15 protein-coding genes and 1 pseudogene are annotated in these 21596 nt (G+C 73.7%); 10 read left to right on the top strand and 6 right to left on the bottom strand.

Annotated elements, in window-relative coordinates; all coding sequences use genetic code 11:
• Positions 1 to 15: 15 nt before the first annotated feature.
• The 5 genes and pseudogenes from GXP74_RS23520 (at position 16) to GXP74_RS23500 (ending at position 9839) form a co-directional block, all read left to right on the top strand.
• Positions 16 to 6344 (top strand): annotated as a pseudogene (locus GXP74_RS23520) (type I polyketide synthase).
• A complete protein-coding gene (locus tag GXP74_RS23515) occupies positions 6341 to 7207 on the top strand; it encodes a 3-hydroxyacyl-CoA dehydrogenase family protein (protein WP_182453228.1) in 867 nt (288 codons plus the stop codon). Before GXP74_RS23520 ends, GXP74_RS23515 begins: the two are co-directional and overlap by 4 nt.
• An 85-nt stretch (positions 7208 to 7292) precedes the next feature.
• Positions 7293 to 7592, top strand: coding sequence for an acyl carrier protein (locus GXP74_RS23510; RefSeq protein WP_182453227.1), 300 nt, complete (start codon positions 7293 to 7295; stop codon positions 7590 to 7592).
• Positions 7585 to 8721: an acyl-CoA dehydrogenase family protein gene (locus GXP74_RS23505; protein ID WP_182453226.1), complete on the top strand. Its 1137-nt coding sequence runs from the start codon at positions 7585 to 7587 to the stop codon at positions 8719 to 8721. Before GXP74_RS23510 ends, GXP74_RS23505 begins: the two co-directional genes overlap by 8 nt.
• Positions 8718 to 9839, top strand: a complete 1122-nt coding sequence (locus GXP74_RS23500) for an HAD family hydrolase (protein WP_182453225.1) — start codon at positions 8718 to 8720, stop codon at positions 9837 to 9839. The genes GXP74_RS23505 and GXP74_RS23500 overlap by 4 nt, the downstream gene beginning before the upstream one ends.
• Positions 9840 to 9990: 151 nt before the next feature.
• Here the strand turns inward: GXP74_RS23500 and GXP74_RS23495 are convergent, their stop codons facing one another.
• The 3 genes from GXP74_RS23495 to GXP74_RS23485 all read right to left on the bottom strand — a co-directional run bounded on the left by GXP74_RS23495 (position 9991) and on the right by GXP74_RS23485 (position 13890).
• Complete coding sequence (locus tag GXP74_RS23495) at positions 9991 to 10653, bottom strand: O-methyltransferase (protein ID WP_182453224.1); 663 nt, start codon at positions 10651 to 10653, stop codon at positions 9991 to 9993.
• 97 nt (positions 10654 to 10750) lie between these two features.
• Positions 10751 to 12733, bottom strand: a complete 1983-nt coding sequence (locus tag GXP74_RS23490; protein ID WP_182453223.1) for an AfsR/SARP family transcriptional regulator — start codon at positions 12731 to 12733, stop codon at positions 10751 to 10753.
• Positions 12734 to 13020: 287 nt separating this feature from the next.
• Entirely contained in the window at positions 13021 to 13890 is an 870-nt protein-coding gene (locus GXP74_RS23485; RefSeq protein ID WP_182453222.1) for a metallophosphoesterase, read from the bottom strand.
• Between the two features lie 395 nt (positions 13891 to 14285).
• Here GXP74_RS23485 and GXP74_RS23480 point away from each other — a divergent pair, with 395 nt between their 5' ends.
• The 5 genes from GXP74_RS23480 (at position 14286) to GXP74_RS23460 (ending at position 18912) form a co-directional block, all read left to right on the top strand.
• A complete protein-coding gene (locus GXP74_RS23480) occupies positions 14286 to 15089 on the top strand; it encodes a thioesterase II family protein (protein ID WP_182453221.1) in 804 nt (267 codons plus the stop codon).
• Positions 15090 to 15177: 88 nt separating this feature from the next.
• Positions 15178 to 15570, top strand: coding sequence for a LuxR C-terminal-related transcriptional regulator (locus GXP74_RS23475; protein ID WP_182453220.1), 393 nt, complete (start codon positions 15178 to 15180; stop codon positions 15568 to 15570).
• Positions 15571 to 15788: 218 nt separating this feature from the next.
• Positions 15789 to 16775, top strand: coding sequence for an ACP S-malonyltransferase (locus GXP74_RS23470; RefSeq protein ID WP_182453219.1), 987 nt, complete (start codon positions 15789 to 15791; stop codon positions 16773 to 16775).
• The gene (locus GXP74_RS23465) at positions 16772 to 17899 is read left to right on the top strand and encodes an arylcarboxylate reductase (protein ID WP_182453218.1); all 1128 of its coding nucleotides are present in this window, start codon (positions 16772 to 16774) and stop codon (positions 17897 to 17899) included. Before GXP74_RS23470 ends, GXP74_RS23465 begins: the two co-directional genes overlap by 4 nt.
• A gap of 197 nt (positions 17900 to 18096) precedes the next feature.
• Positions 18097 to 18912 carry a RimK family alpha-L-glutamate ligase gene (locus GXP74_RS23460; RefSeq protein WP_182456589.1) on the top strand — a complete coding sequence of 272 codons (816 nt, stop codon included), beginning with the start codon at positions 18097 to 18099 and terminating at the stop codon, positions 18910 to 18912.
• 28 nt (positions 18913 to 18940) lie between these two features.
• Here GXP74_RS23460 and GXP74_RS23455 read toward each other — a convergent pair whose 3' ends face one another.
• From GXP74_RS23455 to GXP74_RS23445, 3 genes are read right to left on the bottom strand one after another with little or no spacing between them, the layout of a single operon-like run.
• Positions 18941 to 19681, bottom strand: coding sequence for an amino acid ABC transporter ATP-binding protein (locus tag GXP74_RS23455; RefSeq protein ID WP_182453217.1), 741 nt, complete (start codon positions 19679 to 19681; stop codon positions 18941 to 18943).
• Positions 19678 to 20577, bottom strand: coding sequence for an amino acid ABC transporter permease (locus GXP74_RS23450; RefSeq protein ID WP_225448133.1), 900 nt, complete (start codon positions 20575 to 20577; stop codon positions 19678 to 19680). The genes GXP74_RS23455 and GXP74_RS23450 overlap by 4 nt, the downstream gene beginning before the upstream one ends.
• 6 nt (positions 20578 to 20583) lie before the next feature.
• Positions 20584 to 21477, bottom strand: a complete 894-nt coding sequence (locus GXP74_RS23445; RefSeq protein WP_182453216.1) for an ABC transporter substrate-binding protein — start codon at positions 21475 to 21477, stop codon at positions 20584 to 20586.
• Positions 21478 to 21596 lie beyond the last annotated feature (119 nt).

Below are 21596 nucleotides of genomic sequence, written 5' to 3'. Positions count from 1 at the left end.
CGGGAGGGAATGACGATGTCCACAGGTACCGAAGCGGCAGGCAGCGAGCAGACCGGAACCGAGCAGGTGGTCGCCGCGCTGCGGGCCTCGCTGCTGGACAACCAGCGGCTGCGGCAGCAGCTCCGGCAGCACCGGGAGGACGCCGCCGAGCCGGTCGCCGTCGTGGCCATGAGCTGCCGCTACCCGGGCGGCGTGGCGACCCCGGAGGACCTGTGGGAGCTGCTGGTCAAGGAGCGGGACGCGGTCGGCCCGTTCCCCGCCGACCGGGGCTGGGACGTCGAGAGCCGCTTCGACACCGATCCGGACGCGCCCGGCACCCTCTACGTCCGCGAGGGCGGCTTCCTCGACGACGCCTGCGGGTTCGACCCGGCGTTCTTCGGTATCTCCCCCGGGAGGCGCTGGCGATGGACCCCCAGCAGCGCCTGCTGCTGGAGACCGCCTGGGAGGCGGTGGAGCGGGCCGGGATCGACCCGCTGACGCTGCGCGGCAGCCGCACCGGCGTCTACGCGGGCGTCATCTACAGCGAGTACGCGTCCCGGCTCGGCCGGGCGCCCGAGGAGCTGGAGGGCTTCCTCGGCACCGGCAGCATCCCCAGTGTGGCCTCCGGCCGGATCTCCTACCTGCTGGGCCTGGAGGGCCCGGCGGTGACGCTGGACACCGCCTGCTCCTCCTCCCTGGTCGCGGTGCACCTCGCCTGCCAGGCGCTGCGGGCCGGGGAGGTCAGTCTCGCGCTCGCCGGTGGGGCCACCGTGATGTCCACCCCCGGCCTGTACATCGGCTTCTCCCGCCAGCGCGGACTCGCCCCCGACGGGCGCAGCAAGTCCTTCTCCGACGCCGCCGACGGCGCGGGCTTCGGCGAGGGCGTCGGGCTGCTGCTGCTGGAGCGGCTCTCCGACGCCCGCCGCAACGGGCATCCGGTACTGGCGCTGGTGCGCGGCTCCGCCGTCAACCAGGACGGCGCGAGCAACGGGCTGACCGCGCCCAACGGCCCCGCGCAGCAGCGGGTGATCCAACAGGCCCTGGAGCGCGCCGGATTGCGCCCGGCCGAGGTGGACGCGGTGGAGGCGCACGGCACCGGAACGGTGCTCGGCGACCCGATCGAGGCCCAGGCGCTGCTCGCGGTCTACGGCCAGGACCGGCCCGCGGACCGGCCGTTGCGGGTCGGCTCGCTGAAGTCGAACCTGACGCACACTCAAGCGGCGGCCGGGGTCGGCGGGGTGATCAAGACGGTGCTGGCGATGCGGCACGGCCTGCTGCCGAGGACCCTGCACATCGACCGCCCCAGCTCCCAGGTGGACTGGTCCCAGGGCCAGGTCTCGCTGCTCACCTCGGCGGCGCCCTGGCCGGAGGCCGGGCAGCCGCGCCGGGCCGGAGTCTCCTCCTTCGGTGCCAGCGGCACCAACGCCCACCTGATCCTGGAGTCGGTGCCCGCCGATCCGGGGCCGCCCGGGGAGGCGCCGCCCGGCGGACCGGTCGCCTGGCCGCTGTCGGCCAGGACGGACGCCGCGCTGCGCGCCCAGGCCGGGTCACTGCACGCCCAGTTGTCCGCAGAGCCGGGGACCGACCCGCACGACGTCGGCCGCTCGCTGGCACTCGGCCGCTCCCGGTTCGCCGAGCGGGCGGTGGTCGTCGGTGCGGACCGGGCCGAACTGCTCGACGGACTCGCCGCCCTCGCCCGGGGCGAGCGGCCCCCGTCGGCAGTGCGCGGAACCGCCCCGCAGGGCGGCCGCACAGGCGTGTTCGTCTTCCCCGGCCTGGGCGCCCACTGGCCCGGAATGGGAGCCGAACTGCTGGACTCCTGCACGCTGTTCGCGGAGCGGATGGCCGACTGCGAGCGGGCGCTCGGCCGACACCTGGACTGGTCTCCGAGCGCGGTGCTCCGGGGTGCGCCGGGCGCACCCACGCTGGAGCGGGTGGAGGTGGCGCAGCCGGTGCTGTTCGCGGTGATGGTGTCGCTGGCGGCGGTGTGGCGCGGCCACGGCGTGGAGCCGGTGGCCGTGGTGGGGCACAGCCAGGGCGAGGTGGCCGCCGCCTGCGTCGCGGGCGCCCTTTCGCTGGAGGACGCGGCACTCGTGGCGGTGGCCCGCAGCCGGGCCCTGGCGAGCCTGCCCGGAGGCGCGATGGCGGCGGTGCTGCTGCCCGAGGCGGAACTCGGCGAGTATCTGACGAATCGTCACAAAAAGCTGTCCATAGCGGCGGTGAACGGCCCGAGGACGGTCACCGTGACCGGCTCCGAGGAGGAGCTCGACGCCCTGGTGGACAACCTCACCGCGGACGGGGTGATGGCCTGGCGGATGCCGGTCGACCACGCCTCGCACAGCGCCGGGGTGGAGTCGGTCCGGGCGGACCTGTGCGCGGCACTGGCCGGGATCACCCCCCGCGCCGGAACCGTCCCGATGCTGTCCACCGTCGACGCGGACTGGATCGCCCCCGCCGCGCTCGGGCCCGAGTACTGGTACCGCAACCTGCGCCGCACCGTCCGCTTCCAGGAGGCCACGCAACGCCTGCTCGACGCCGGTCACCGGACGTTCCTTGAGGTCAGCCCGCATCCGACGCTCACCTTCGGGACCGAGGACACGGCCGCCGACGCCGGCGCCGCGGACACCGTGGTGCTGGACACCCTGCGCCGCGACGACGGCGGCCCGCACCGACTGCTGCTGTCCCTGGCCGCGGCGCAGGTGGTCGGCCTGCCGGTGGCCTGGGAACCCCTCTACGCCGGAACCGGGGCCCGGCACACCGAGCTGCCGACGTACCCCTTCCAGCGGCAGCGCTACTGGCTGGACGCGCCCCCGACGGCGGGCGATCCGCAGTCCGTGGGGCAGGCCGACGCAGGCCACCCGCTGCTCGGCGCCGCCGTCGAACTACCGGACGGGGCAGGCACGTTGTTCACCGGACGGTTGTCACTCGGCACCCATCCGTGGCTGGCCGACCACGCGGTCTCCGGTACCGCGCTGCTGCCCGGGGTGGCCTTCCTGGAACTGGCCGCGCACGCCGGACGCCGGCTCGGCTGCCCAGTGGTGGAGGAACTGACCCTGGCCGCACCGCTGCTGCTCCCGGCCGAGGCCGCCGACGGGGTGCAGCTGCGGCTGCTGGTCGGGCCGCCGGACGAGGCCGGGCGGCGTCCGGTCGAGTTCCACTCCCGGCCGCAGTCCCTGGAACAGGCCGAGCCGGACCAGCCGTGGACCCGCCACGCGGACGGCGTCCTCGGCGTCGACGACCCCGCGCACCGCCCGGCCGAGCCCGCCCCGTGGCCGCCGCCCGGGACCGTCCCGGTCGACCTGGACGAGCTCTACGGCCTGCTGGAGGCGCAGGGCATCGAGTACGGCCCGGCCTTCCGCGGACTGCGCGCGGCCTGGCGCGGCGGCCCCGAAGCGGCCGGTGACCGCTTCGGCGAGGTGTTCGCCGAGGTGGCGCTCCCGGCCGGGCTGTCCGGTGCCGGTCGCGGCGGCTTCGCGGTCCACCCCGCGCTGCTCGACGCCGCCCTGCAGACCACCGGCCTGCGCACGCGGGCGGCGGCACCGGCCGAAGCGGGCGTGCCACTGCCCTTCAGCTGGCAGCAGGTCGTCCTCGAACCCTCCGCCGCGCCGGTGCTCCGGGTGGCGCTGCGGTCGGACGGCCCGGACGCGGTGTCGCTGCGGATCACCGATCCGGCCGGGAACCCGGTCGCGACCGTCGGCTCGCTGCTGCTGCGCGCCGCCCGGAACCAGCAGCCGGGGACCCCGGCGGACGCGCTGTTCCAGCTGGAGTGGACCCCGCTCCCGGCCCGGCCGGACCCGGTCCCCGCGCGCCGCTGGGCGCTGCTCGGCCCCGGTGACGCGCGACTGCTGCCGCCCGAATTCGCCACCGTGCCCCTGGACGGCGGGACCCCCGACGCCGCGCTGCTGCTCTGCCCGCCCGCCGCCGCTCCCGGCCCGGAAGCCGTCCACACCGCGGTCGCCACCGTCCTCGGGCGGCTGCGCGACTGGCTGGACGACGAGCGGTTCGGCCAGGTCCCGCTGGTGGTGCTCACCCGGGGCGCGGCACAGGCACCCGGGCCGCGACCCGACCTCGGCGCGGCGGCTGTCTGGGGCCTGCTCCGCTCCGCCCAACTGGAACACCCGGACCGGTTCCTGCTGCTGGACACCGACGGTCCGGACGGCACCGCCGGGGCGCTGGACGCCGTACTGTCGGCCGAGGAGCCGCAACTGGCGCTGCGCGGGGGAGTCCCGCACGCGCCCCGACTGGCCCGCGCGCACCCCGCCGCCGCACCGTCGGCCACCGGCGTCCCCGACGGCCTCAGCGGGTTCGACGCCGAGGGGACGGTACTGCTCAGCGGCGGCGGCGCGCTGGCCGCCGCGCTGGCCCGGCACCTGGTGGCCGAGCACGGCGTGCGCCACCTGCGGCTGCTGAGCCGACGCGGCGCCGACCGCCCCGAGCTGGCGCGGCTCACCGCCGAACTCGCCACTCAGGGGGCGGAACTCATTTCCATCAGCTGTGATGTGACTGATCGTCAACAGCTGTCCGCGGCGCTGGCGCAGATCCCCGAGCAGCACCCGCTGCGGGCGGTGGTGCACACCGCGGGCGCACTCGACGACGGCCTGCTGCACGCCCTCACCCCGGAGCGGCTGAGCGGCGTGCTGCGGCCCAAGATCGACGCCGCCTGGCACCTGCACGAGCTGACCCGCACGGCCGACCTCTCCGCCTTCGTCGTCTACTCCTCGGCGGCGGGCGTCTTCGGCAGCCCCGGTCAGTCCGCCTACGCCGCCGCCAACGCCGCCCTGGACGCGTTGATCACCGAGCGGCGGCGGCTGGGCCTGCCGGGAACCTCGCTGGCCTGGGGCCTGTGGGCGCGGCGCAGCGGCCTGACCGCGGACCTGGCCGGGACCGACCAGCAGCGGATGGAGCGCAGCGGCGTCGGCGCCCTGAGCGACGCACAGGGCACGGCGCTGTTCGACGCGGCGCTCGGCACCGGCCTGGCGCTGGCCGTCCCGATCCGGCTCGACCTGGCCGCCTACCGGGACCAGCCGGTCCCCCCGCTGCTGCGCTCGCTGGTCCGGGCCCGCCGCCGCCCGGCGGTCGACAGCTCACCCGGGCAGCGGCTCGCCGCGGCCGCCCCGGAGCAGCGCGAGCAACTGCTGCGCGAGCTGGTCCGCACCGAGGCCGCGGCGGTGCTCGGCCACAGCGACGCGGCGGCGCTGTCCGACACCGACAGCTTCCTCTCGGTCGGATTCGACTCGCTGACCGCCGTCGAACTGCGCAACCGGCTGGCCGGGCCGACCGGCGTGCGGCTGCGGCCCTCGGCGGTCCTGGACAGCGGCACCCCGGCCGGACTGGCGGCACTGCTCGCCCAGTCCATGGCCACCGCCGGGGCCACCCCCGCCGAGCACACCCCGACCGCCGCCGCGCCGGCACCCGGCGCCGACGACGAGGCCGCCGCTGATCCGGTCAGCCTGCTGTTCCGCCAGGCCTGCGCGCTCGGCCAGACCGACGAGGGCATCGCGCTGCTGAAACACGCCTCCGCGCTGCGGCCGCGGTTCCACAGCGCCGAGGAGCAGCTGGCGACCGGGACCGGCCCGCGACTGCTGCGGATCAGCGCACCCGAGGCCGACGCCCCGGTGGTCGTCTGCCTCGGCTCCGTGGTCGCCCTCGGCGGCGCGCACCAGTACGCCCGCTTCGCCGCCTGCCTGCGCGGCCGCTACGGCGTCAGCGCGCTGGACGCCCCGGGGTTCACCGCGGACCAGCCGCTGCCCGCCGACATGGCCACGCTGCTCCGCTACCAGGCACTGACGATCCGTCAAGCCCTGCCGGAAAGGCGGCTGGTACTGGTCGGCTCCTCCTCCGGCGGCACCCTCGCGCACGGCGTGGCCGCCGAGTTGGAGCGGATCGGGAGCGGGCCCGCGGCGGTGGTGCTGCTCGACACCTACCTGTCCGACAACGAGGGCATCACCCAGTTCAACGACGTCCTGCTGGGCGGGATGTTCGCCCGCGAGGAGCGCGCGGCCCCGATGGACGGCACCCGGCTGACCGCGATGGGCCGGTACTTCCGGCTGCTGGACGACTGGGTGCCGCCCGCCGTCAGCGCGCCGGTACTGCTGGTACGTGCCTCCACGCCGCTGGGTACGCCGTCCGCCGCCGCCGGTGAGTGGCGGTCCAGCTGGCCCGGCGCGCACACGGTGGCGGACGTGCCCGGCGACCACTTCTCGATCATGGAACAGCATGTCGAGACCACCGGCCGGGCCGTCGCCGACTGGCTGGAGACCGTCCTGCCCGCCCCCGGACCCGACCCCGCCCCCGACCCCGACCCCGGAACCGCCGCCGGAGTCGCAGCCACCGCCCGACGATCCCCGAGGAGCAAGGCCGAATGACCACAGCACCGCCACCGTACGACCCAGCCAACCCGCTCGTCGTCCTCGGAGCCGGGGTGATGGGGGTCGGCATCACCACCCTCGCCCTCGGCCACGGCCTGCCGGTCCACCTGGTCGACGTCGACCCGGAGCGGCTGACCCGGGCCCGCGACCGGATCGCCGAGGAACTGCGGCTGGCCCACCTGCTCGGCGCCCTGCCGCCGGACACCGCCCCGGGCGAGCTGACCACCGGCACCGGCACCGACCCGGCCGCCGGAGCCGCGGCGGTGATCGAGGCGATCACCGAGAACGCGGAGCTCAAGGCCAAGGTCCTGGCCGAGGTCTCGGCACTGGTCCGGCCGGGGACGCCGCTGATCACCAACACCTCCTCGATCCCGGTGGACGAACTGGCCGGGGCGGTCGAGCGCCCGGCCGAGCTCGTCGGCACCCACTTCATGAACCCGCCGTACCTGATCAGAACGGCCGAGGTGATCCGCGGGCGCCGGACCGGCGACCCGGTGATGGCGTCGGTGGCCTCGCTGCTGGCGGCGCTGCGCCGGGAGGCGGTCGTGGTCCGCGACGCGCCGGGGTTCGTGACCAGCCGCATCCTGCACCCGATGATCAACGACGCGGCCCGGGTGGTGGAGCAGGGCACCGCCACCGCCGAGGCCGTGGACACGCTGATGCAGGGCTGCCTGGGACACCCCACAGGACCGCTGCGCACGGCCGACCTGATCGGCCTGGACAACCTGGTCGACTCGCTGTGGGTGCTGCACGAACGGACCGGCGACGAGGGCTGCCGCCCGTGCGAGCTGCTGCTGCGCCTGGTCCGCGAGGGCCGCCACGGCCGCAAGTCCGGCTCCGGCTTCTACGACTACCACTGACGACCGACTGCAACTGACGACCGACTGCAACTGACGACCGACTACCACTGACGACCGACTGGCACTGACAACCTGAAGGGATCTGATGGTGTCTCAGAACCGCTCGCACACCGACCCGCTGGCCGAGCCCGAGGCCGTGGTCTCGGAACTGCTCAACTTCCTTGAGGAGCAGACCCGTTCCCCCTGGGAGCCGGAGACCGACCTCTACCGGGACGGCGGCCTCTCCTCGCTGTTCGCCATGCAGCTGGTGGTGCACCTGGAGAAGTCCTACGACATCGCCATCCGTGGCGCCGACCTCAGGCTGGACAACTTCCGTACCGTGCGGCTGATGTCGGCCCTGGTCTGCCGACTCCAGCAGGCGCAGGCGGACGGCCGCGATGGGTGAGGACCTCGCCGAGGCCGTCGCCTCGGCCACCGCGCTCGTCGGCGACCGGGCGGGGGAGTGGGACCGGAGCGGCCTGCTGCCGCCGGGGCTGCTCCGGGAGCTCGGCACGCAGGGCCGACTCTGCGCCGAAGTGCCGGTCCAGTACGGCGGTTGGGGGCTGAGCAGCCTGGCCGGTGGCGAGTACACCGCGCACATCGGCAGCCTGTGCAGCTCGCTCCGCAGCGTGATGACCTCGCAGGGGATGGCGGCCTGGACCGTGCAGCGCTTCGGTACCGCGCAGCAACAGGCCGACATCCTGGGCCGGTTGACCGGCGGCGCGCTGGCGGCGGTCGCCTTCAGCGAGCCGCAGGCCGGCAGCGACCTGTCCGCGCTGGGCACCACCATCCGCCAGGAGGGCGGATCGGTGCTGGTCGACGGCCGGAAGAAGTGGGTGACGGCCGCGCACTACGCCGATCTGCTGGTGGTGTTCGGCCGCTACCAGGACGGCGCGGCGGCAGTGCTGGTCCCCGCCGACGCGCCCGGCGTCCGGGTGGAGCGGATCGCCGATCCGCTCGGCTGTCGGGCCGCGGGGCACGCGAACCTGTGGCTGGACTCGGTCCGGCTGCCGGTCGGCAGCGTGCTCGGCGGCTACGGCCTGCCGCTGCCGCTGCTGGTCACCACGGCACTGGCCTACGGCCGGATGTCGGTGGCCTGGGGCTGTGTGGGAATCCTGCGGGCCTGCCTGGCCGCCGCCACCGCCCACGCCGCGGCCCGCGAGCAGTTCGGCCGACCGCTCGCGGAGCACCAGCTGGTCGCCAGGCACCTCGCCGAGCTCTACGCGGGGGAGCAGATAGCCACCCGGGTCTGCGAGCACGCCAGCCGCTGCTGGGACGCCGGATCCCCGGAGCAGGTGGTCGCCACGGTCCTGGCCAAGCACGTCAGCGCGGGCCGGGCGGCGGCGGGCGCGGCCTCGGCGGTACAGGTCCTGGCGTCCGCCGGGGCGACCGACGGCCAGTCGGTGGCCCGCGCCTACCGGGACGCCAAGCTGATGGAGATCATCGAGGGCAGCAGTGAGATGTGCCAGCTGATGCTCGCCCAGCACGTGCTGGCGGCGGACGGGTTGGCGCCACGAGTACGGGAGGCGGGATGACCGACCGGAGGCCGGACGACCCCCCGGCGACCGTCAAGTGCCTGGTCTGGGACCTCGACAACACGCTCTGGCAGGGCACGCTGCTGGAGGACGGCGAGGTGGTGCTGCCGGAGGAACTGCGCAAGGTGGTGCTCGAACTCGACTCCCGGGGCATCCTGCAGTCGGTGGCGAGCCGGAACGACCACGAGCACGCCTGGGGGCGGCTGGAGGCCTTCGGCATCGCCGAGTACTTCGTGCTGCCGGAGATCGGCTGGGGGGCCAAGTCCGAGTCGGTGCGCCGGATCGCGGACCGGCTCAACTTCGCCCACACCGCGATCGCCTTCGTGGACGACCAGCCGGCCGAGCGGGCCGAGGTCACCTTCCACCTCCCCGAGGTGCGGGTGTACCCGGCCGAACGCGCGGCGGCGCTGCCCGACCTGCCCGAGTTCACCCCGGCGACCAGCACCGTCGACTCCCGTCGGCGCCGGGAGATGTACCAGGCGGGCTTCCGCCGCGAGGCCGAGCGGGCCGAGGCGAAGGGGCCGGACGAGGAGTTCCTGCGCTCGCTCGGGCTGCTGATGCGGATCGCCCCGGCCACCCCCGGGGAGCTCTCCCGGGTGGAGGAACTGACGCTGCGCACCAGCCAGATGAACGCCACCGGGGTGCACTACTCCGATGCCCGGCTGCGCGGCCTGCTGGCCGATCCGGACCACGAGGTGCTGGTGGTCACCCTGACCGACCGCTTCGGCCCGCACGGCGCCGTGGGCGTGCTGCTGCTGGAGCGGAGCTCCCGCTACTGGCGGCTGCGGCTGCTCGCCACCTCCTGCCGGGTGGTGTCCTACGGCGTCGGGGCGACCCTGCTCAGCTGGCTGACCGACCAGGCCGCCCGTGCGGGCGTGCACCTGGCCGCGGACTTCAGGGCCACCGAGCGCAACCGGATGATGGAGATCGCCTACCGGTTCGCGGGCTTCGACGACCAGCCCTGCGACTGCGGGTACGCCGAGGCCGCCGACGTCGGCGACCAGGTACAGCGGCTGCACCTGGTCCCCGGGACCCGCGGCGCATCCGAGACCATCCGGCTGGACGCGCCCGACCTGGGCGCGCGCGGCCGGAAGGGGAGAGTCTGCGACCAGACCTGACATCCAGTCGGATCTGCTCTCCCCGGGTCCGGTGACCGGCCGCCCGATCGGGCGGCCGGTCACCGGACGGACACAAGGGAAGCCCGGCAGCGAGCCGATCGCTCGCTGCCGGGCCCCGTACCGTCCGGCCCCGCCGTCGGTGGGCGGCCCCTCAGAGCTTCCGGGCCAGGGTGATCCCGTCCGCCATGATCAGCATCGACAGCTCCACCCGCGGGTCGTGCCGCAGCAGCTGGTTGAGTTCGCGGACCGCGACCGTGTCCCGGTCCTGGGCCTCGGGTTCGGCCACCCGGCCGAAGAACAGCGTGTTGTCGATCACGACCAGCCCGCCCGGCCGCACCAGCTCCAGCGAAGCCTCGTAGTACTTCACGTAGTTGGGCTTGTCGGCGTCGATGAAGGCCAGGTCGAACCCGGCCGGGCCGCGCTCCGCCAGCAGCTCGGACAGGGTGTCGGTGGCGGCGCCGAGCCGCAGCTCGATCCGGTCCTCGACCCCGGCCCGCCGCCAGTACTCCGCGGCGATCCCGGGCCAGCGCTCGTCCAGGTCGCAGGTCACCAGCCGGCCCCCGGTGGGCAGCGCGCGGGCCATGCAGAGGGTGCTGTAGCCGGTGAAGGTGCCGATCTCCAGTACCGACCGGGCGCCGGTCAGGCCGACCAGCAGCGCCAGCAGTTGGCCCTCCTCCGCCATCACCTGCATCGCCTCGCCGGCCGGGAGCCCGGCCGTGGCCTCGCGCAGTTCTCTCAGGATCACGTCGTCCCGCAGTGACGCCTCCCGGACATAGGTGAGCAATTCGGCGGTGGCGGTTGTCTGGTAGGCCATGGCGAAGCAACTCCCTCGGAACTCGGTGAACTCGACACTCGGTGCGGTGCGACAGCGGCGGTGCGGTGCGTCGTGGCAGGGGTCGTGTCGGCGCGGGTCAACCGGCCCGGGTGACCGGGGTGCGGGTGGCCGCGAACAGCTCGCCCTGCCCGGTCGGCTCGCCCAGGTCCGCGTCCTGCGCCCGCTCCCGCGCGTACGCCTGGAGCAGCGCGTCCAGCCGGTACCGCCCGGCCCGGGGCGGGTGCAGCAGGTGCGCCTCGACCAGGGCGTCCAGTGCCTCCTCCGCGCGCTCCTCCGAGCAGCCCAGCAGGGCCGCCACCCGGCCGCGCGAGGTGTACGCGGCGTTGGTCGCGCCCAGCAGCGAGAACACCGCCGCCGGGTCCAGGCCGTTCGGCGGACGCCGCCGCAGCCCGGTGTGGTCGGCGTCCAGGCAGGGGCGGACGCCGAGACCGCCGGTGTGCAGCTCGTCCAGCAGCCGGGGGGCGGCGGTGAGCCGTTGCGCCAGGTCGGCCAGGCTCCGGTGCGGGCGCTCCAGTTGCCGGGCCCCGGCTATCCGGACCGCCAGCGGCAGGCCGGCGCAGACCGCGACCACCTGGCGGGCGGCCTGCGGTTCGGCCTCGACCCGGGCCGCGCCGATGACGCCGGCCAGCAGCTCCAGCGATCCGGCCTCGTCCAGCGGCGGCAGCGCCACGGTCTGCGCGCTGTCGAGCTCGGCGAGCCTGCGGCGGCTGGTCACCAGCAGCCTGCTGCCGCCGCTGCCCGGCACCAGCGGGCGTATCTGCGCGCTGTCGTGCGCGTCGTCGAGCAGCACCAGCACCCGGTTGCCGGAGGTGAGCGAGCGGTACAGGGCCTCCCGCTCGGCCGCACCGGCCGGGATCGCCGCCCGGGGCACGCCCAGGTCGGTGAGGAACCGGAGCAGTACCACGCCGGGGGCCAGCGGCCGACCGCCGCCGCCGAGGTCCGCGTAGAGCTGGCCGTGCGGGAAGCGCCCGCGTACCGCGTGCGCGGCGCGCAGGGCCAGCGCGCTCTTGCCGATGCCGCCCCGTCCGGTCACCACCGCCGTGGTCACCGAACCGGTGGGCGGCTCGGCGGTGGTCAGGATCCGGTGGAGCTCCTGCAACTGCTCGGCGCGGGCCGTCAGCACCGGCACCACGGCGGGCAGCTGGGCCGGTCGGGGGCGCCCCGGGCCGTCCCAGGACGGCGGCGCCTGCCGCCCCCCGGAGAGGACCGGTCGCTCCGGTCGGGCCGACCGTGCGGCGGCGGCCGGGGCACCCGTCGCCGGTGGCGGCCGGAACCGGTCCGGACGGTCGGCCGGGTGGCTCCGCTCGCCCGCCTCGGGGCGGTCCTCGGCGGACAGGATCCGCCGCTGCATCTCGCGCAGCGCGGCGCTGGGCTCCGCGCCGAGTTGCTCCACCAGGAGCGACCGGGTGCGCTGGTACAGGTCGAGGGCCTCGGACTGCCGCCCGGAGCGGAACAGGGCCAGCATCAGCCGGCCCACCAGGGCCTCCCGCATCGGGTGCTCCCGGACCAGCCGCCACAGCTCGGGGACGAGTTCGGCGTGCCGGCGCAGCGCGAGTTCCGCGTCGAAGCGCAGCTCCAGGGTCTGTAACCGCAGTTCGTTGAGGTAGCGGCCCTCGACGTCGCGCAGCGTCTGCGAGGGGATGTCCGCCAGCGGGTCGTCCCGCCAGTGGGACAGGGCCCGGACCAGTTCGGCGGCGGAGCCCGCCAGGTCACCGGACTCGGCCAGGCAGGCCGCCCGGCGGCGGTGGGCGGTGAACTGCCCGAGGTCGCTCTCCTGCTCGTCGAGCGCTATCAGGTAGCCGGGGGCCCGGGTGACGATCCGGGCCGCCGCCTGCTCGCCCAGCGCCTGCCGCAGCCGCATGACATAGGTGCGCACCGTCGCGGCGGCGCTGGGCGGCGGGGCGCCGTCCCAGACGTACCTCGCGATCCGCTCGACCGAGACCACATGGTTGGCATTGAGCAGGAGGGTCGCCAGGACCACGCGTTGTCTCGGCGCCGACACCTGCACCTCCCGCTCGTGCAGTCGGACGGTGAGCGGGCCGAGCAGCAAGAATTTCAACGGACTCCCTAATCGCCCTGTGCGTGATGGACGTCCTCGGCGCAGCGCGCCGGGCCGTGGCGGCGCGGCCGAGGACAGGACTGTCCTCGGCCAACGGCGCTCAGCGGTGTCTCCAGCATCTTGGGAGGGTTTGCCCAGGTCAACGAATTGATGAGATGTCTAGGCATATCCCTAGAGCACCCTCATCGGGCGCATGTCATGTTTGCTGACCGTAGGATATGGTTTTCGCAGGTCCGGACCTGGCTGACGATATGTCAGTCGCGGTATTCCGGCTTTCCGCCCGAGTCCTACGCGTCCGGGAAGACGTCCCGCAGCAGCGGCTCGGGCTTGCCCCGGCGGCGCCACTCGCGCGGGTAGCCCAGCGACACCTCGACGTGGCGCACCCCCTCGTGGTGGATGACCCGGGGGATGTGCAGGTGCCCGTAGACCACGGCGGAGGCCCGGTAGCGCACCGGCCAGTCGGCGCTGGCGGTGGTCCCGCACCACATGGCGAACTCCGGGTGGTACAGCACCGCCGTGGGCTCGCGGACCACCGGCCAGTGGTTGATCAGGACCGTCGGCAGTTCCGGGTCGCAGGCCTCCAGCCGGGCCCGGCTGTACTCCACCCGGGCCCGGCACCAGTCGGCGCGGGACGGGTGCGGGTCCGGGTGCAGCAGGTACTCGTCGGTGCAGACCACCCCGGCGGCCTCCGCCACGGCCAGTCCGCTCGCGGCGTCGGTGGCGCCGAGCGGCAGGAAGCTGTAGTCGTACAGCAGGAACAGCGGGGCCAGGGTGACCGGCCCGCCGGGCCCGGTCCAGACCGGGAACGGGTCCTCCGGGGTGAGCACGCCGATGCCGCGGCATATCTCCACCAGGTGCCGGTACCGGGCCTCCCCGCGCAGTTGCAGGCTGTCACTGGGATGCGTCCACAGTTCGTGGTTGCCGGGCACCCAGACCACCTGCTCGAAGCGGTCGGCCAGCAGTCGCAGCGCCCATTCGACATCCTCGGCCTGCTCGGCGATGTCGCCCGCGACCAGGAGCCAGTCACCCTCGTGGGTGGGGAAGATCCCCTCCACGGTGTCCCGGTTCTCCTGGTATGCCACGTGGAGGTCGCTGACGGCGTATAGCCTGGCGTGGGAAGGCCGATGGGGCGGCGTTCCGGAGGCTGCGGTGGCCATGCGGTACTCCTCGTCTCGGTGTCCGGGGCGACCGCCGGCGCCCACGGCTCCGTGCCCTCCCCGGTCGGTCGGCGAACGCCTGACCGAAGCGGTTATCGTGATTCCGCGTCAAGTTAATCCCAGTCGGACCCGGCCGCGCCACAGCTCACGGGGCCTCGCCGTGTGAATTCTCGCGAATGAGCCACAAGCGCTGTACAGACGTCCGATTACCGTTTGTGTACTTGCTGACATTCCAGTGGACATGGCAGTCTGTGATACACCATGCCCGGTTTCTTCCGGTGGGTGGCCGCCCCTGCCTTTCGGCGCGGGCCCGTCGTCCGGCCGGAACGGGGGGACTCGACGACTGACCGCCGTGCCGCCGTGCCGGTGGGACCTGAAGGGAACGACTGGGCGAGATGACTGCCATCCCCGCGAACAGCTCCGCGAACAACGAACTCTGGATCCGCCGATTCCATCCCGCCCCGTCCGCGCCGGGGCGGCTGGTCTGCTTCCCGCACGCGGGCGGTTCGGCGAGCTTCTACTATCCGGTGTCGGCCCAACTCCGGTCGCAGGTCGACGTGCTGGCCGTGCAGTACCCCGGACGGCAGGAGCGCAGGGCCGAGCCGGTGATCACCGATCTGCGCGAACTGGCGGACGCCGTCTACCAGGCGCTGCGCCCGTGGGACGACCGGCCGCTGACCTTCTTCGGCCACAGCATGGGCGCGCTGGTGGCCTTCGAGGTGGCCCAGCGCTTCCAGGCGGCGGGCCGCGGGATCGACCACCTCTTCGTCTCCGGCCGCCGGGGCCCGGCGGTGAGCCGGGTGGAGGACGTCCATCTGCGCGACGACCAGGGGATCCTGGCCGAGGTCAGGGCCATGAGCGGGACCCAGGACAGCATCCTGGAGGACGACGAACTGCTGGAGATGGTGCTTCCGGCGCTGCGTGGCGACTACCGCGCGGTGGAGACCTACCGGGGCGAGCCGAGCGCGGTGGTGGACTGCCCGGTCACCGCACTGACCGGGGACCGGGACCCGCGGACGCCGGTGGACGAGGCGCGCGCCTGGAAGGCCCACACCACCGCCGCGTTCGACCTCAAGGTCTTCGAGGGCGGCCACTTCTTCCTGAGCAGCCGCCCGGCCGAGGTGATCGGCGTGCTCAGCGACCATTTCGCCGCGCTGCTGCCGGCATCGGAGATGACGACCCGTCAGTCTCGGGTCTGACGCTGTCGGTCGGGCCGTCCGCGACCGGCGGACGGCCCGGTCCGGTCCCGTTCGCGACCACCCACGTACAGGGGAGGCGGTGCAGGGAATGACACCGTTGCGCGGTACTGCGGCGGCCGGCGCCACCTCGGCGCGGCGGACCCCGGCCCCGGAGGACGGCTGCGCCGCGGCCGAGCCCGCTCGCAGGCGCCCCGCCCGCCGGGGCGGACGGGAGGCCGGGAGCGCCGAGGTGCCGCCCTGCCAGGAGCGGCTGACCGCGTTGGGGGCCTGCATCCTGGAGGGCGTGGCGTCCGGGGCCTCCACCGCCGAACTCGCCGCCGCGCTCTACCTCAGCCGCCAAGGCGTCGAATACCACATCGGATTGATGCTGCGTCAGTTCAAGGTGCCGAACCGGGCGGCGCTGGTGTCCCGGGCGCACTCGCTCGGCGTGCTCAGCGTGGGGAGCTGGCCGCCCCGGGTCATGGCTGATTTCGTGGAATAGCCGGGCGCATTGTCGCAGTCGGGGATATCGCCTCGATATCGCCGGGCGTGACAGTTGGCCGGTGATCGTCCGCTGGCGAAGTTTTCCATTTTCGACTGACAGTTGCGCGGCCCGCGTAGTACCGTGGCGAGGCGGTCGGAATCCTTCCGCGGGAGGAATTCAGCGGCAGCACCCCAATCCTCGGATCACCCAGTTCGGATCACCGTTGGGAGCCCGCAATGTCCTTGGGATACCTGTTCGGCGGCGGCGTCGGCACCGAGCCGCACGGCCTGGAGCTCTACCGGGCCTTCCCGGTGGTGCGGCAGTGGTACGCGGAGGTCTCCGCCTGGACCGGTCTGACCGTCGGTCAGATCCTGGAGGAGGAGCTGCCCACCGCGCAGGAGGAGCGGCAGAGCGTCGGCACCGTGCGGGAGGCGGCCCTGGCGGTCGCCGTCCACGACGCGCTCGCCCAGTACGACCTGCGCCCGGCCGCGATCGGCGGGCTCAGCCTCGGCGCGATGGCGGCCAGCTGCCTGGCCGGCGCGGTGGACCGCCGGGAGCTGTTCGAGATGCTGGCGCACGCCCGGCACACCCCCGAGCCCGGCCCGGACGAGCCGGAGCAGGGGATAGCCATCGCCTTCGCCCCCGCGTCGGCGGGCGAGGCCCAGGGCGCGGGCGCGGGCACCGTCGACCACCCCGGTCAGGGCGTCCCCGGGGTGTACCTCGCGGGCGACTTCGGCCCCACCGCCGACGGCTCGCAGCGGCTGCTGATGCTGGCCGGTCGCGCCGACGCGCTGGCCCGGCTGGCGGCCGACGTCCCGCCCGGCAGCGTGGTGCCGCTGCCCGGCCGCACCATCGCCGTGCACTCCCCGCTGCGGCGCCCCTTCCGCGAGTTCATGGCCCCCCGGATCGACTCGATGACCTTCGCGGACCCGCTGCTGCCGCTGCTGTCCTGCCTCGAACCGAAGGTGCTGACCTCGGCCGACGACGTCCGTGACCTGTTCCAGCGGAACTCCACCGACCCGATCAGCCTGGTCGACGTCTACACCGGGATGCAGCAGCAGGGGGTCGAACTCGGCCTGGTCATGGGCCCGTCGATCCCGGAGGGGATCCTCGCCTTCCCCTTCCCGGTGGTCCACGTCGACCAGCCCGAGCACATCCAGCAGGCCCTCAGCACCGCCTACGACCTCGGCATCGACCTCACCGGCTCCCGGGCGCGGCCATGACCGCCCCGGCCCTGAGCAGCCAGCCGGTGAACACCGGTGCCCCGGCCGCGCCGCCCACCGGCGCCGAGGCCGACGACTGGATCGCCCGGCGACTCGACACCGACCTGGACGCCTGGTGCCGCACCGTGGTCCGGCGGCACTTCCACCCCGAGACCGGCAGCCCCTACTGGCTGGAGCGCGCCCGGACGCTGGACTTCGACCCCCGCGACCTCACCCGCTACGACCAGCTCAGCGCCTTCGGCCCGTTCCCGCTGGACACCCTGCGCCGGCGGGACCCGGCCGACCTGGTGCCGCTGGCCGTCCCGCGCCCGCTCACCGGCCGGATCTGGGACACCGGCGGCACCACCGGCACGCCCTGCCGGGTCCACTACACCCCGGACATGCTGCTGCACCGGGCGCTCTGGCGCCGCTGGTCCTTCGCCCACGAGGGCTTCGAACCCGGGCGGTCCTGGCTCCAGGCGACCCCCACCGGCCCGCACCTGATCGGCAACGGCGTGTGGGAGGTCTCCGAGCTGTACGCGGGCCAGGCGTACGCCATCGACATGGACCCGCGCTGGGTCAAGCGGCTGATCCGCGCCGGACGCCTGGCCGAGGCCGACGAGTACACCGGGCACCTGCTGGAGCAGATCACCGACGTGCTGCGGCAGGGGCAGGTGCACTACCTGAACACCACCCCGGCACTGTTCCAGGCGCTGCGGCAGCGCTTCCCGGAGGAGGTCGCCGCCCTGGACGGGGTACGCCTCAGCGGCACCCAGATCAGCGCCGACATGTACCGGGCCTTCCGGGCCGCGCTCCACGGCGGAATCTGCGGCCTGACCTACGGCAACACCTTCGGCAACGCCGCCTGCCTGGAGGTGGCCCGGGACGCCGCGCTGATCTCCTACGTGCCCAACTACCCGCAGGTGACCATGGCCGTGGTGCGCAAGGACGACTGGTCGACCCTGGTCGAGCCGGGGTCGCCGGGACAGGTCCGGCTCACCGTGCTGCACGAGGACCTGTTCCTGCCCAACATCCTGGAACGCGACCAGGCGCTGCGGCACCGCAGCGACCGCTGGCCCAGTGACGGGGTCGCGAACATCCGCCCGCTGCAGACCACCAGTTCGGCCCCGGAGGGGCTGTACTGAACCCCGAAGAATTCAGCAACCACGGCAACTCACTGGAATGATCCGCCTCATCCCCCGTATTCTCTGTCGCTCCGCCCGTTCCGCGCGGGAAATCACCGCCGGAATTGCAGCCCGAGCCCAGAGGAAACACCGTGCCGCAGCCGAAGATCGCCCTGGTGACCGCCCGCCCCGGCCCCGGGGTCAACCCCGACCCCGACATGGAGCTGCTGCTGGCGGCGGTCACCGCCGCCGGGGCCCGAGCCGAGGCCGTGGCCTGGGACGAGGCCGAGGCGGACTGGGCCGGGTACGACCTCGCGGTGATCCGCTCCAGCTGGGACTACACCTGGCGCTGGGCCGAGTTCACCGCCTGGGCCGACCGCTGCGCCGGGCTCACCCGGCTGGGCAACCCGCCCTCGGTCCTGCGCTGGAGCGGCGACAAGTCCTACCTCGGCGAGCTCAGGGACCGCGGCGTGCCGGTGGTGCCGACCCGCTACCTGCGGCCCGGGGAGGAGGCCGAGCTGCCGCGGCAGCACGAGTTCGTGGTCAAGCCGATCCTGGGCGCGGGCGCCAGGTTCGCCGCCCGCTACCGCCCGGACCAGCACCAGCAGGCCCGCGAGCAGCTGCGGCAGATGCACGCCGAGGGCCTGACCGCGATGGTCCAGCCCTACATGCACCGGATAGCCGAAACCGGGGAGCGCGCCCTGGTCTTCGTGGGCGGCCGACTGCTGCACACCACCCGCAAGGAGCCGGTGCTGGCCCCCGGCGTCCGCTTCGACGAGCGGAAGACCGCGCACCCCGGGATCCGGCTGTGGAGCCCGACCGAGTCGGAGCTCGCCCTGGCCGAGCAGGCCCTGGCGGCGGTCCCGGGCGCGGCGGAACTGCTCTACGCCCGGGTGGACGTGGTCGACGACGACCAGGGCGCCCCGGTGGTCACCGAGCTGGAACTGGTCGAGCCGAACCTGTTCCTGCACCTGCGCCCGGCGGCGGCGCGGACCGCCGCCGAGGCCTTCGTCGCCGCCGCCGGGCTGGGCTGAGGCCGGGCCCGGGGCGGAGGAACGCGGGTCAGTGGTTCAGCACCCGCGACAGGAAGCGCTGCGTCGAGGCGTGCTGCGGGTCGTTGAGGACCTGCTCCGCGCTGCCCCGCTCGCGGATCACCCCGTCCTCCAGGAAGCAGACCTGGTCGGCGGCGTGCCGGGCGAAGCCCATCTCGTGGGTGGCCATCAGGATGGTCAGCCCGTGCTGCTTGAGATCGGTGACCACGTCCAGCACCTCGCCGACCAGCTCCGGGTCCAGCGCCGAGGTGATCTCGTCGAAGAGCAGCAGCTCCGGTTCGGTGGCCAGGGCGCGGGCGATCGCCGCCCGCTGCTGCTGGCCGCCGGAGAGCCGGTCCGGGTAGTCCTGCGCCTTGTCCGCCAGCCCCAGCCGGTCCAGCAGCTCCCGGGCCGCGTCCTCCGCCTGCCGTCGCGGCACCCGGTGCACCCGGATCGGGGCCAGGGTGATGTTGTCCAGCACGTTCAGGTGCGGGAACAGGTTGTACGACTGGAACACCACGCCGATCCGGCGCCGGGCGGTGTTGGCGTCCAGGCGCGGGTCGGTCAGCTCGGTCCCGCCCAGGTGGATGGTGCCGTCGTCGACCTGGTCCAGCAGGTCCACGCAGCGCAGCAGCGTGGACTTGCCCGATCCGGAACCGCCGATCAGGCAGACCACCTGGTGCTCGGCGACGTCCAGGTCGATCGAGCGCAGGACCAGGCGCGAGCCGTACTGCTTGCGCAGGCCCCTGATCCGCAGCAGTGCCTCGTTCATCGTGCCGCCTCCGCCCGCTGCCGTTGCGCGGCGCGCCGCTGCAACCGGTCGGCGTACCTGCTCAGCGGGATGGTGACCGCGATGAACAGCAGCGCCGCACCCAGGTAGGGGGTGTAGTTGAAGTCGTAGTCCGCGTTGATCTGGGCCTCGCGCAGCGCCTCCAGCGGGCCCAGCACGGCCACCATGGCGGTGTCCTTCTGCAGCGCGATGAAGTCGTTCAGCAGCGGCGGCACCACGTTGCGCACCGCCTGCGGCAGGATCACGTGCCGCAGCGTCTGCGGCTCGCTCAGCCCCAGCGCCCGGGCCGCGTTGCGCTGCGCCGGGTGCACCGAGTTGAGCCCGGCCCGGAACACCTCCGCCACGTAGGCGGAGTACGAGAGCACCAGCGCGATCGTGCCCAGCACCCACGGCTGCGAGGGCGTGCCCTGGAGTTGCAGCGCGGGCAGCCCGTAGCCGATCAGGAAGACCAGCAGCAGCGTCGGCACGCCCCGGAACACGTCCACATAGACGGTCGCGGCCAGCCGCAGCGGCTGGAGTCCGGGCGCCCGGGTCGCCCGGACCAGCGCGATCAGCAGCCCGAGGGCCAGGATCAGCACCTCGGCGATCAGGAACATCTGGATGTTCAGCCAGAAGCCGTGCAGGATCGTGGGGAAGGTCTTGCGGAACTCCGCGCCGTTCAGGAACAGGGTGTGTACCCGGAACCAGCCCGGCGAGGCGACCACGGCCGCGCAGAGCGCCACCAGGAACGCCACGGTGCACAGCGTGGCGATCCAGGTGTCGCGCCGCTTGCGGGAGCGGCGGAACCGCTGCCGCTCCTCCTGCCGGGGGCTCGGCCGGTAGTCCTCGTCCTGCCCGGTGGCCTGCTTGTTCAGCGCGGCCGTGGTCTCGTGTTCCACTGCCGGCTACTGCTTCAGGTGCGGGACGTCGGCGGAGGCGGACAGCCACTGCTCGGTGATCTTGGCCAGCGAGCCGTCGGCCTTGAGCCCGGCGATCGCCTGGTCCACGCAGCTGGTCAGCCCGCTGCCCTTCTTCAGCAGCAGGCCGAACTGCTCCGGCGTGGCACTGTCGTAGTTGAACTCGCCGAGGATCTGGCCGTGGCTCAGCTCCGCGCTGGCCAGGTAGAAGACCGTCGGCATGTCGGTCACGATGGCGTCGATCTGACCGTCCTGCAGCGCGTTCACCTCGTCGTTGGTGGTGTTGTAGACGCTGGGCTGGTGGGTCGGCTTGATCTCGTCCTGGACCGCCTGGTAGCTGGTGGTCGCCACCTGCACGCCGATCCGGGCGCCCTTGAGTGCCGCCAGCGAGTCGGCCTTGGCGTACTTGGAGTTGTTCAGTACCAGCACGCCCTGGTCGGCGGTGTAGTAGCCGGTGGAGAAGTCCACCGCCTGCGCCCGCTGCGGGGTGATCGAGATCTCGTTGACGTCGAAGTCGAAGTTCTTCGCACCCGGCGCGTAGGAGTTGTCGAAGGGCTCGACCACCCACTTCACCTGGCTCTTGCTGAAGCCGAGCTTGGCGGCCACCGCGTAGGCCACCGCGCTCTCGAAGCCCTTCCCGTCGGCCGGGGTGTTGTTGTCGAACCAGGGGGAGTAGGCCGGGGAGTCGGTGGCCACGGTCAGCTGCCCCGACTTGTAGAGGTCCGGGCTGCTGGTCGAGCAGGCGGACGCGGCGGCGGAGGCGCTGGTGGACGAGCTGCTGGAGGCGTTCGCGGTGCTGCTGGGCTGCGGCGCGCACGCCGAGGCCGTCAGCACGAGCGCGGCCCCCACGGAGGCGGCGAAGGCTATACGGGCACGGGTCACGAGGGTGGGTCCTTTGCGGTGGAGTCCGGGAGGGACGGTACGGGGAAGCGCGGAGTCGCGGATCGTGCGTGGGTTCAGAGACACAGATCGGCGGCGCAACGTGCGTGGTCAACGTGGCG

The organism is Streptacidiphilus sp. P02-A3a, from assembly GCF_014084105.1.
Classification (GTDB): Bacteria; Actinomycetota; Actinomycetes; order Streptomycetales; family Streptomycetaceae; genus Streptacidiphilus.
The sequence above is the reverse complement of the archived record's forward strand: the minus strand, read 5'-3'. Positions and strand labels throughout refer to the sequence as shown.

What these genes read in the sequence shown, in the direction of transcription:
- GXP74_RS23515 (WP_182453228.1), top strand. Translation starts at nt 6,341, where the DNA reads ATGACCACAGCACCGCCACCGTACGACCCAGCCAACCCGCTCGTCGTC.
- GXP74_RS23510 (WP_182453227.1), top strand. Translation starts at nt 7,293, where the DNA reads ATGGTGTCTCAGAACCGCTCGCACACCGACCCGCTGGCCGAGCCCGAG.
- GXP74_RS23505 (WP_182453226.1), top strand. Translation starts at nt 7,585, where the DNA reads ATGGGTGAGGACCTCGCCGAGGCCGTCGCCTCGGCCACCGCGCTCGTC.
- GXP74_RS23500 (WP_182453225.1), top strand. Translation starts at nt 8,718, where the DNA reads ATGACCGACCGGAGGCCGGACGACCCCCCGGCGACCGTCAAGTGCCTG.
- GXP74_RS23495 (WP_182453224.1), bottom strand. Translation starts at nt 10,653, where the DNA reads ATGGCCTACCAGACAACCGCCACCGCCGAATTGCTCACCTATGTCCGG.
- GXP74_RS23485 (WP_182453222.1), bottom strand. Translation starts at nt 13,890, where the DNA reads ATGGCCACCGCAGCCTCCGGAACGCCGCCCCATCGGCCTTCCCACGCC.
- GXP74_RS23480 (WP_182453221.1), top strand. Translation starts at nt 14,286, where the DNA reads ATGACTGCCATCCCCGCGAACAGCTCCGCGAACAACGAACTCTGGATC.
- GXP74_RS23475 (WP_182453220.1), top strand. Translation starts at nt 15,178, where the DNA reads ATGACACCGTTGCGCGGTACTGCGGCGGCCGGCGCCACCTCGGCGCGG.
- GXP74_RS23470 (WP_182453219.1), top strand. Translation starts at nt 15,789, where the DNA reads ATGTCCTTGGGATACCTGTTCGGCGGCGGCGTCGGCACCGAGCCGCAC.
- GXP74_RS23465 (WP_182453218.1), top strand. Translation starts at nt 16,772, where the DNA reads ATGACCGCCCCGGCCCTGAGCAGCCAGCCGGTGAACACCGGTGCCCCG.
- GXP74_RS23460 (WP_182456589.1), top strand. Translation starts at nt 18,097, where the DNA reads ATGGAGCTGCTGCTGGCGGCGGTCACCGCCGCCGGGGCCCGAGCCGAG.
- GXP74_RS23455 (WP_182453217.1), bottom strand. Translation starts at nt 19,681, where the DNA reads ATGAACGAGGCACTGCTGCGGATCAGGGGCCTGCGCAAGCAGTACGGC.